The sequence below is a fragment of the Candidatus Phytoplasma pruni genome (genome assembly GCF_013391955.1).
In the GTDB taxonomy this organism is placed as follows: domain Bacteria; phylum Bacillota_I; class Bacilli_A; order Acholeplasmatales; family Acholeplasmataceae; genus Phytoplasma.
On the sequence record NZ_JABUOH010000051.1, the window covers coordinates 46,395 to 54,887 of the forward strand.

The 8,493-nt window shown below is 28.6% G+C and carries 4 protein-coding genes; all 4 read right to left on the reverse strand.

Annotated features, from left to right (window positions below):
* Positions 1–78: 78 nt before the first annotated feature.
* The 4 genes from uvrB to HR065_RS02435 all read right to left on the reverse strand — a co-directional run bounded on the left by uvrB (position 79) and on the right by HR065_RS02435 (position 7,795).
* A complete protein-coding gene (gene uvrB, locus HR065_RS02420; protein WP_178734312.1) occupies positions 79–2,040 on the reverse strand; it encodes an excinuclease ABC subunit UvrB in 1,962 nt (653 codons plus the stop codon).
* 19 nt (positions 2,041–2,059) lie between these two features.
* Positions 2,060–4,873, reverse strand: coding sequence for an excinuclease ABC subunit UvrA (gene uvrA / locus HR065_RS02425; protein WP_178734313.1), 2,814 nt, complete (start codon positions 4,871–4,873; stop codon positions 2,060–2,062).
* A gap of 78 nt (positions 4,874–4,951) precedes the next feature.
* Positions 4,952–6,694, reverse strand: a complete 1,743-nt coding sequence (gene uvrC / locus HR065_RS02430) for an excinuclease ABC subunit UvrC (RefSeq protein WP_178734314.1) — start codon at positions 6,692–6,694, stop codon at positions 4,952–4,954.
* A 312-nt stretch (positions 6,695–7,006) separates the two neighbouring features.
* Entirely contained in the window at positions 7,007–7,795 is a 789-nt protein-coding gene (locus tag HR065_RS02435) for a Bax inhibitor-1/YccA family membrane protein (RefSeq protein WP_178734315.1), read from the reverse strand.
* Between the last annotated feature and the right edge of the window lie 698 nt (positions 7,796–8,493).

The window sequence follows — 8,493 nt, forward strand, 5'->3', positions numbered from 1 at the left end:
GATATTCACAATAAAAACCAATAATTAATCCCAATAAAAAAAGATCCCCAAGAGGATCTTTTTTTTATACTATAAAGATTAAGATTTTTTAATGTTTTTGATTAAATCTCTATAAATAACAGCTTGTTCGAAATTTAACTGTTTAGCAGCTTCTTTCATGGACTTTTGCAGTTGTTTTAAATCTTGCTTATTTTTTTGGTTTTTACCAGAAGCTAATAAAGAAGCTTCTTCTTTTTGAACTTTTTGCTTATCCATAATAGTTTTTTTGACAATAGTTTTAATAATAGGAGTTGGTTGAACATGATGGACACGGTTATATTCCTCTTGAAGAGTTCTACGACGTTGTGTTTCTTCTATCGCTTCTCGCATAGCGTCAGTAATCACATCGCCATAAAGAATGGCTTTACCGTTGATATTACGTGCCGCTCTACCGATAGTTTGAATCAGACTTCTTTTATTTCTTAAAAAACCTTGTTTATCAGCGTCTAAAATAGCCACTAACGAAACCACTGGCAAATCCAAACCTTCTCTTAATAAATTAACTCCAATTAAACAATCATAAGTACCGATCATTAAATCTTCCAAAATAACTAATCTTTCTAAAGATTTGATTTCACTATGTAAATAAGCCACTTTGATGCCTAAATCTTTTAAATAACTAGTTAAATCTTCGCTCATCTTAATAGTGATAGTGGACACTAAAGTTCTTTCGTTCTTTTCCGCTCTTTTTTTAATTTCAAAATATAAATTTTCAATTTGGTTTTTAGTGGGACGAACTTCAATAATAGGGTCTAGTACAAAAGTAGGGCGAATAATTTGCTCCACAATAGGTAAATTTTTATTTAATTCATAATCACCCGGAGTAGCGGATAAATAAATTATTTTATCCATTTTTTTTTCAAATTCAGGGAATCTCAGCGGTCTGTTATCTAAAGCACTCGGCAAACGGAAACCATATTGAACTAAATTATTTTTTCTGGAAAAATCGCCTTCATACATTCCTCTGATTTGAGAAACGGTCACGTGAGATTCATCAATAATAGTTAAAAAATCATCCCCAAAATAATCGATCAAAGTAGTAGGTGTTTCGCCTGCTGCTTTCAAAGATAAATGTCTAGAATAATTTTCAATACCATTACAATAACCCAATTCTTGCAACATTTCTAAATCATATTTAGTTTTCATTTCTATTTTTTGTGCTTCTACTAGTTGGTTTTTATCTTTGAAAAAAGCTATTTGTTCGGTTAATTCTTGTTGAATACGCAAAATAGATTCTTCTAATTTTTCTTTATCGGTAGCATAAAGAGAAGCAGGAAAAATAGTGATATCTTCTAAATTAGCCAAAATAACACCATCAATAGTGTTAAATAGTTTAATCTCTTCCACTTCATCATCCCAAAAAATAATTCTGATCCCTTGTGTGGTATCAGAAGAAGGAACGATATCTATCATATCTCCTCTCAACCGAAAAGTACCTCTTTTAAAAGAGTAATCATTTCTTTGGTAATTCAAGCCGACTAATTGATTAACCAATTCTTTTAAAAGATATTTCATCCCTTTTTCTAAATAAAGAATCGACTTTTTGTAATTCTCAATATCACCTACACCATAAATACAAGAAACAGAGGAAACCACGATTACATCGTCATGATTGATTAAAGAATTAATAGCACTATGACGCATTTTATCTATTTCATCATTAATTAAAGAATCTTTTTCAATATAAGTGTCATTACGGACGACATAAGCTTCTGGTTGATAATAATCGAAATAAGAAATAAAATATTCTACTTTATTATCAGGAAACATGGTTTTTAATTCGTTAAATAATTGTCCAGCTAAGGTTTTATTATGAACTATAATCAAAGTTTTTTTATTTAATTGATGGATAATATTAGATATAGTAAAAGTTTTACCTGTCCCTGTAGCGCCAATGACAATCTGTTCTTTATGACCTTTATCTAAATTAGATAACAATTGTTCGATAGCTTTAGGTTGGTCTCCGCTAGGTTTATATAAAGTTTTTAATTTAAAAGCCATTTTCCTTTACCTTTATCATCTATGATTTTATCTTTAAGATTTGGTTTAAATAATGTCCCGTATAACTCTTAGTATTCTGGCTCACTTCTTCTGGTGTTCCTTGAGCTACTATATTGCCGCCATGAACTCCCCCGCCAGGACCTAAATCAATCACATAATCGGCGTTTTTAATAACATCTAAATTATGTTCAATTACCACTAAAGTCGCTTTTTTATCTGTAATACGGTGCAGAACTTGGATTAATTGTTTGATATCTTCAAAATGTAGACCTGTAGTCGGTTCATCTAATATATATAAAGTATCCGGAGTAATTTGTTTATATAACTCGCTAGCTAGTTTAATTCTTTGGGATTCTCCTCCAGAAAGAGTAGTGGAACTTTGTCCTAACTGTAAATAACCCAAACCAACATCTTTTAAAAATTGGATATGTTCTTTGATTCTTTTATGGTTATCGAAAAAGACTAAAGCTTCATCAACTGTCATATTTAACACATCAGCGATATTTTTGCCTTTATATTTAATAGTTAAAGTGTCTTTTCTGAAACGACTACCATGACATTCATCACATGTAACAAAAACATCAGGTAAGAAATTCATAGAAATTTTTCTAATCCCATCGCCATAACAACGTTCACAACGACCTCCTTTAACATTAAAGGAAAAACGTCCTTTTTGATATCCTCTAGTTTTGGCTTCATTAGTTTGAGCGTATAATTCTCTTATTTTATCAAAAAGACCCGTATAAGTCGCCGGATTGCTCCTTGGGGTTTTACCAATAGGAGATTGAGAAATTTCCACTATTCTACGAATGTATCCTTGGTCATCTACCATATTAACATTGTTTTTATCTTTTGATAAACGCTTTTTTTTATTTTTTAAATTTTGCAATAAAACGTTGTTCACTAAAGTGGATTTGCCGGACCCTGAAACACCCGTTACCACGTTAAAAACACCTAAAGGAAAAGCAACGTTAATCTTTTTTAAATTATTTTCAGAAGCGTTGGTCACATGAACCATTTTTTGAGCATTAATGGCGCGTCTTTGTTGCGGATAGGAGATATTTTTTTGGTTGGATAAATATTGACCCGTTAAACTGTTTGGATTCGCCATCACTTCAGAAGGAGTGCCAAAAGCAACGACCTCTCCGCCATAACGACCCGCTAAAGGACCAATATCAATTAAATAATCAGACGCTAACATCGTATCTTTATCATGTTCTACCACTAAAAGCGTATTACCTAAAGCAGTCATTTTTTTTAAAGCAACGATTAAATTATCATTATCTTTTTGATGTAAACCAATGGAAGGTTCATCTAAAACGTATAAAACACCTGATAATTTAGAACCAATTTGAGTAGCTAAACGAATTCTTTGCGATTCTCCGCCTGATAAAGTGCTGCCTTTACGTTCTAAAGTTAAATAACTCAAACCGATATCTTGTAAAAAAGATAATCTTTGAGAAATTTCTTCCAATGGTAAAGCCGTAATTTTTTGTTCTTCTGGTGATAAATCTAGATGATTGATAAAATGAGCTAATTCTTCGATCGACATTTGCGTCAATTCATAAATGTTTTTATGATTGATTTTGAAAGTTAAAGCGGCTTTATTGATTCTGGCCCCTAAACAATGCGGACAAGTTTCTTCAATCAGAAATTTTTTAAACCAACTCATCACGCTTTCGTTTTGAGATAATTTATCATAATAATACTCTAAAATAGTAATCACGCCCATTGTCATTTCCGGTTGTTCGTGTTGATCATTATTAAGATCGGCTTTGCCGTATAATAAGATGTCTAATAATGCAGGTTCTAAATCTTTTAAAGGAATATTCATATCAATTTGATTGTAAGCACAAAATTGTTCTAAATCTTGCATTTTATTGTAAAAATCACGGCGTTGTTGGTAAAGAATAAAACCGCCTTGATTCAGAGATTTATTAAAATCAAATAAGCGTTTTTGGTCAAATTTATTTCTCATCCCTAAACCTTTACAAGTTTCACAAGCGCCTAAAGAAGAGTTAAAAGAAAATAACCTCATATCTCTTTCTGGAATGGTAAAATCAAGATCATCATTACTATAATTAAGATGAAATTTTAACATTTCTTGATCATTTAACCAAACAAAGACTTTTTCTTTAACTAAAGCTAAAGATAAATCTAAAGAATCGTTTAATCTACTTTCTATCTGATCTTGTATTTTTAAACGATCAATAATAACGTTAATATCATGTTTTTCGTTTTTATTCAAAAGAGGAATTTCATCCAAAGAAAGGATTTTTTGATCTACCATCACTCTGGTAAAACCATCTTTAATCAAACGTTTAAAAAGCTTTTGGTGGTTACCTTTTTTTTGTTCCACTATAGGAGCCATTATCACGATTTTACTATCCAATGCTAATTGCGCAATTTGTTGAACAATTTGTTCAGTCGTTTGAATTTGAATAGGTTGATCAGTATGAGGATTATAAGGGACGGAAATATGAGCGTAAATAACTCTTAAATAATCATAAATTTCTGTAATAGTACCAACAGTAGAACGAGGATTGTGAGAAATAGTTTTTTGATCAATACTAATAGCCGGACTTAATCCTTCAATTTGATCCACATCAGGTTTTTCAAAATTACCTAAAAATTGACGAGAATACACGCTTAAAGATTCCATATACCTTCTTTTACCTTCTTGATATAAAGTATCAAAAGCTAAAGATGATTTACCTGAACCAGAAACGCCGGTAATAACGATAAATTTAAATTTAGGAATATCTAAATTAATATTTTTAAGGTTATGCACGCGGGCGCCTCTAATTTTAATGATTGTATTATTATTAGACATAAATATAGTTTTAAAGCCTTTCTATTTGAGAAAAATATTTTTTTCAAATGCAGAATATTTTTTGATTTATTCTCCCATTTAAGAATATTTCTTTTTGATTTGTTCTAAAACACTACAAGGGATATTTAATTTTTGAAAATCTTGACAAGAAGCATTTTTAATATCTTCAATATCTTTAAAATGTTTTAATAAAGTTTGATACCTTTTTATGCCTAAACCTTTTATATCAGTTAACAAGCTATTTTTATCTTCCTTTTTTTTCAATTGAAGATGAAAATTAAGAGTAAAACGGTGCACTTCATCACTTATTCTTAATAAAAAACGGTATAAATGGCTGTTTTTATCTAAAACAATGGTTTTATCTTCTAAAAGTAATTCAGTTAGTTGGTGTTTATTATTTTTTTTCAAAGCTCCTAGTTTAATATCTAATTTTAAGTAATCTAGGGCTTGTTTACAAGCATTGAATTGAATTTTACCACCATCTACTAAAATCAAATCCGGCATTTGCACGCCCATTTGTAAAAACCTTTGATAATGTCTGATTAAAACATGCTGGAAAGCATCATATTCGTTTTGATATTCTTTTTCTACCGTAAATTTACGATAAAATTTTTTATTAAATTTAAATTCTTTAAACACGATCATAGCGGTCACAAAAGATTGTCCGAATAATTGTGAATTATCAAAAGCTTCGATATAATCAATCTTTTTATCAAAAATATGGGACAATTCATCTAATGATTCTTGCATAATTTCGAATTTAGATTTATGGACTAAATTGTACTTCAATAAATTTTCTTGAGCGTTTTTTAAAGATAAAGCGTATAAATCACCTTGATTTTTTTTCGAAACAATACGTATTTTAGCTTGTAAAATGTTTTGAATATTAGGTTTATCCAACGCCATTTCTTTGCCTAAAATAATTTCTTCGGGAATAATTTGTTCTTGATAATATAAATATAAATAAGTCACTATATTTTCCACCACATTGCCTACATAATTAAACACTATTTGATGGTTATCAAAAACATTGCCACGATGCATTCTTAAAATATATAAAGATATATCATCTTCATTATAATAAAAAGCAACGATGTCGCAACTTTTTAATTTATTATCATTGATAAATTGTTTTTCCACTATTTTATTTAAATTAAATAAAAGATCCCTATATTCGATAGCTTTTTCAAATTCTAGTCGAGAGCTAGCTTCTTCCATAGAAGTTTTGATTTGTTTAAAAATTTCTTTATTATTGCCTTCTAAAAATTTAACTATTAAATTGATGTTAGGTACATAATCGACTTCTTTTTGAGCGCAAGGCCCTAAACATTGGTTAATATGATAATAAAAACAAGGTTTTTTGCCGATAGGTTGACATCTTCTTAAAGGATAAACTTTATGCAGCAACTTAACTGTTTCTTTTAAACTTTCTGAATTAGGATAAGGGCCAAATAACCTTTTTCCCGGAGGAACATTTTTATAACGAGAGATAATCAAACGAGGGTGTTTTTCGTTAGTAATTTCAATATAAGGATAAGTTTTATCGTCCATTAATTTAAAATTATATTTGGGCGAATAGCTTTTAATTAAATTAGCTTCTAAAATTAAGGCTTCTAATTCGTTATTAGTTAAAATATACGAAAAATCAACAATTTCTAAAACTAAAACACCAGTTTTTTTATTATGAGAGCCGGTAAAATAACTTTTCACCCGGTTTTTTAAATTTTTCGCTTTACCTACATAAATCACTTCTTGTTTTTCGTTCTGAAACAAATAACATCCCGGCTCATTAGGTAAATTTTTAATTTTGTCTGATAACATCTTTACACCATAAATTTTGATTTTTTGGCAAAAAAATATTAAAAAGGTTGGATATGCTTTTTCCCTATAAATCACTTTGATCAAGATTATAAGTAAAAAAATAAGATGTAATTATAAGTTATTAAGATTATTAATTGATCCTAAAAACTTATTAATCACATCATTTGGTAATGACTTTTATAAATAATCAAACATAAAAGCATCAAATTCTTTTATGTTTGATTCTATCTCGTATTGGCTTTGTTAATTCAACCAAATACTGGTAAAAACGAATTTATAATCTTATTGGGGTATGAAATACAAATGATTGCATTATTCTTTTTCTAACATAGTAAGAATTAAAATTCTCGCTATTTGTTCAAAAATTAATATTAAAGTTGTTAAGAAAGCGAAAGCTAAAGACCATTCGTATTTTTTAGAAATATCAAATTGCATGATTTGTTCAGCGTTGTCAAAATCTATCGCTAAGAAAGCAGATCCTAAAACTAATAATACTCCACTAATAGCTAATTGAGCGATGTGTTTGTCTAAAAAATTTGGACCACCCATAATACTTACCAGCATATTAATCATTAAAAAAGCGATAATAACTATAGAACTAACTAAAACAGCCATTCTAAATTTATTATTAACTTTTAAAATACCTTGATAATATAAAAAATGCATAATCAAGAAAACAGCCAAAGTACCAACAACTGCAGTAGCTAATATTAAAATGATCGCGCTATAAGCACCATTTAATACTGAGATCAAACCAAAAACACCACTAATCAATATACCTTCAGAAACGGCATACATAATAGCAAAAGGTTTTTGATTCATTTCGCCGGCAAAAATACTAACCATCATAGATACAAAACCTAACGTGGAAGCGACACCGATGGAAGAATATAATAATTGAGCTTTAAGTCTTGGATAACCTGAAGCGATAAGAGAAACTAAGGAAAAATGCAATATACCTGATACAAAAACTGTTAACAATAATATCATTGTTTTTACAGCAACACCTTTTTTAGTTGCAGTGTCAAGTGTTCTAACTTGATTAGCCGCAAGCGCTTGTTCTCTTATTTGTCTAAAAACAACATTTTCTTTTTGTTGCATGGGAAAATTACCTCTTTTTAAATTTTCATTTAAATTTATAAATAATGTTATATATTTCATGATAAATCAATAATAAAATTTTTTTTATTTTAACATTAAATATTGAATGTTTTTGATTTATTGTTTTAATTGTTTAATTCATAATGCGAACTACAATATTTATTCAAGTCTTAATTATGATATATAGATAAATATTTCTTCAATTATGGTTTTATTTTAGAGATATCATTCTTTTGATATTTATCTTTTCTATTTTAACAAATAAAACATATAATTAAACAAACATTCCTCTATATCGTAATTTTAAAAGATTTAGTAATAAGTTAATATCCTTCATCCTCCGTTAATCAACCCTTTTGGTTGAATTTGTTACGAAAAACAATTTTTATATAATCTATTATAAATATCAACTTTTAATTGCTTTTTTTACATTTTTAAAAGTTTATATTTATGTTTATATTATAAACTTTTAAAATTAAAAGTCAACTTTTAAATTTACTTTTTTTTAAATTTTTTTATATGATGGAAATGGATATATTTGTGTTTAAGACCTAAAAGAGGATGATTCTCTTTAAGAATTGAAATAAAGGCTTCTTTTTTTATTGCCTTTAAAACTTTGAAAAACTTGATTAGATGTTAATTCGTCAAGATGAAATAAGCTTTTAACCAAAAAAATGTTGCTAAAGATCTCTTTTTTG

Coding starts and splice junctions, on each gene's coding strand:
- uvrB (WP_178734312.1), bottom strand. CDS start 2,040: ATGGCTTTTAAATTAAAAACTTTATATAAACCTAGCGGAGACCAACCT.
- uvrA (WP_178734313.1), bottom strand. CDS start 4,873: ATGTCTAATAATAATACAATCATTAAAATTAGAGGCGCCCGCGTGCAT.
- uvrC (WP_178734314.1), bottom strand. CDS start 6,694: ATGTTATCAGACAAAATTAAAAATTTACCTAATGAGCCGGGATGTTAT.
- HR065_RS02435 (WP_178734315.1), bottom strand. CDS start 7,795: ATGCAACAAAAAGAAAATGTTGTTTTTAGACAAATAAGAGAACAAGCG.